This window comes from Providencia sp. PROV189 (assembly GCF_028480065.1).
Classification (GTDB): Bacteria; Pseudomonadota; Gammaproteobacteria; order Enterobacterales; family Enterobacteriaceae; genus Providencia; species Providencia stuartii.
In genome coordinates, this window is the sequence record NZ_JAMPOG010000060.1 from 1 (window position 1) to 1,374 (window position 1,374).

1 protein-coding gene and 1 pseudogene are annotated in these 1,374 nt (G+C 50.6%); both read right to left on the minus strand.

Annotated features, from left to right (window positions below; translation table 11 throughout):
• Nucleotides 1-259 (minus strand): annotated as a pseudogene (locus tag PR833_RS19875) (hypothetical protein); the annotation flags it as partial.
• A partial coding sequence (locus PR833_RS19880; RefSeq protein ID WP_272526460.1) for a chromosome partitioning protein ParB occupies nucleotides 237-1,374 on the minus strand: 1,138 nt, incomplete at its 5' end. The gene PR833_RS19880 and the pseudogene PR833_RS19875, both read right to left, overlap by 23 nt.

Consider the following 1,374-nt stretch of genomic DNA (forward strand, 5'->3'; position numbering starts at 1 on the left):
AACGGCAAATTTCCGCACTGAACAACACCAACCGCCACCAGTCCGCATCCTGATTTTCCGGTGGACGGACAGAAAACCGGAAAACCTTATCATGCTCATATTTCCGGCTCCCGGCCCGGAATAACCGGCAGATATCCATCAGGCGCTGTATCACTTCCTGCTCATAACCGGTCTTTGCCCGCCCCTGGTTCAGGGGCAGATAACACGCCAGCGCCTCCGGCGATAAGGCGGTGCTTTTATTCCCATTCCTCTTCATCATTCACATCCGGATCAACATCTCTTTGTTTGGCATACAAACAACGCAACAAGTACATCAGTTTCATCCATGTCATAAACTGGGTATCATTCAATACCGGCGACATACCGGGCTGATATCCCCCCGTCAGCAGGGCTCTGAGGGCATCCGGAATATCATCATGGGACTCATCAGGTTCTGAGAAAACCGTCATCACACGCCCCAGCACCGAATGTGCTGACAACGTAATAAATCCCGGAGAATGCACCCCGGAAGCCGCCATAAAGGCGGAAGATAAATCCAGCTCATTCCCTAATTCAAACAAAGTACGGTAAATTTGCGTCTGAAGATGTTCAATATCATCCAGATGTGATGCCACCGGCCAGAGATCCTGACACGTCAGTGCCGTCACCGCATGACCGGAGACGGGCGCCTCCACCGGTGTGACATGCTCCGGGTTATTCGTGACAAACAGACTTCCGCCATCGACAGGCTCAATATCCGCCTCGTCGGTATCCCCGCTCAGCACAGGTGCCCCGCCGTATAAATCCGTCTGGATCTCCACAACCGGACGGGATTTTTTCTTTTCAACGACAGGAGATACTGAAGCCTCCTGACCTGAACCAGAAGATAGGGGCTCCGTTAACAAATCCTCTGCCGAAAAACCGGAGGTCATACCGGTAGGTACGGTTTCTGAATGCGCGGTTGTTGTATCACCCTCACTCTCCACCGGCGCAGGCCATTCCGGCTTTGTGCTGCGTCTGCCTTTATTGACCTTCAATTCAAATACCCAACGTTCATAATCCACACCGGCAACAGAACACTCCCTCAGTAGCCGGCCAATCAGTTCATCCAGAAACACGTCATAATCAAAAACATCATGGTTATCTATTTCTGTGCATGTCCTTTCAAAACATCCCAGAAAATCACAGGCTGGATCCGGCCCGTCATACTGAAAAAGAAACGAATCCGCTACCCGTTTTAATGTCGAACGCACGGACAATAATTGCTCAATTTGGGGTCTTCCCAGCCCGTTTTCCAGTAAACGGGGCATATAAGGTAATAAAACAGAAACAGTATCTTCCATCTTACTGATGTGTGAAATGCTGACAGGTAATCCGTCCGCCGTCATGCGCTGA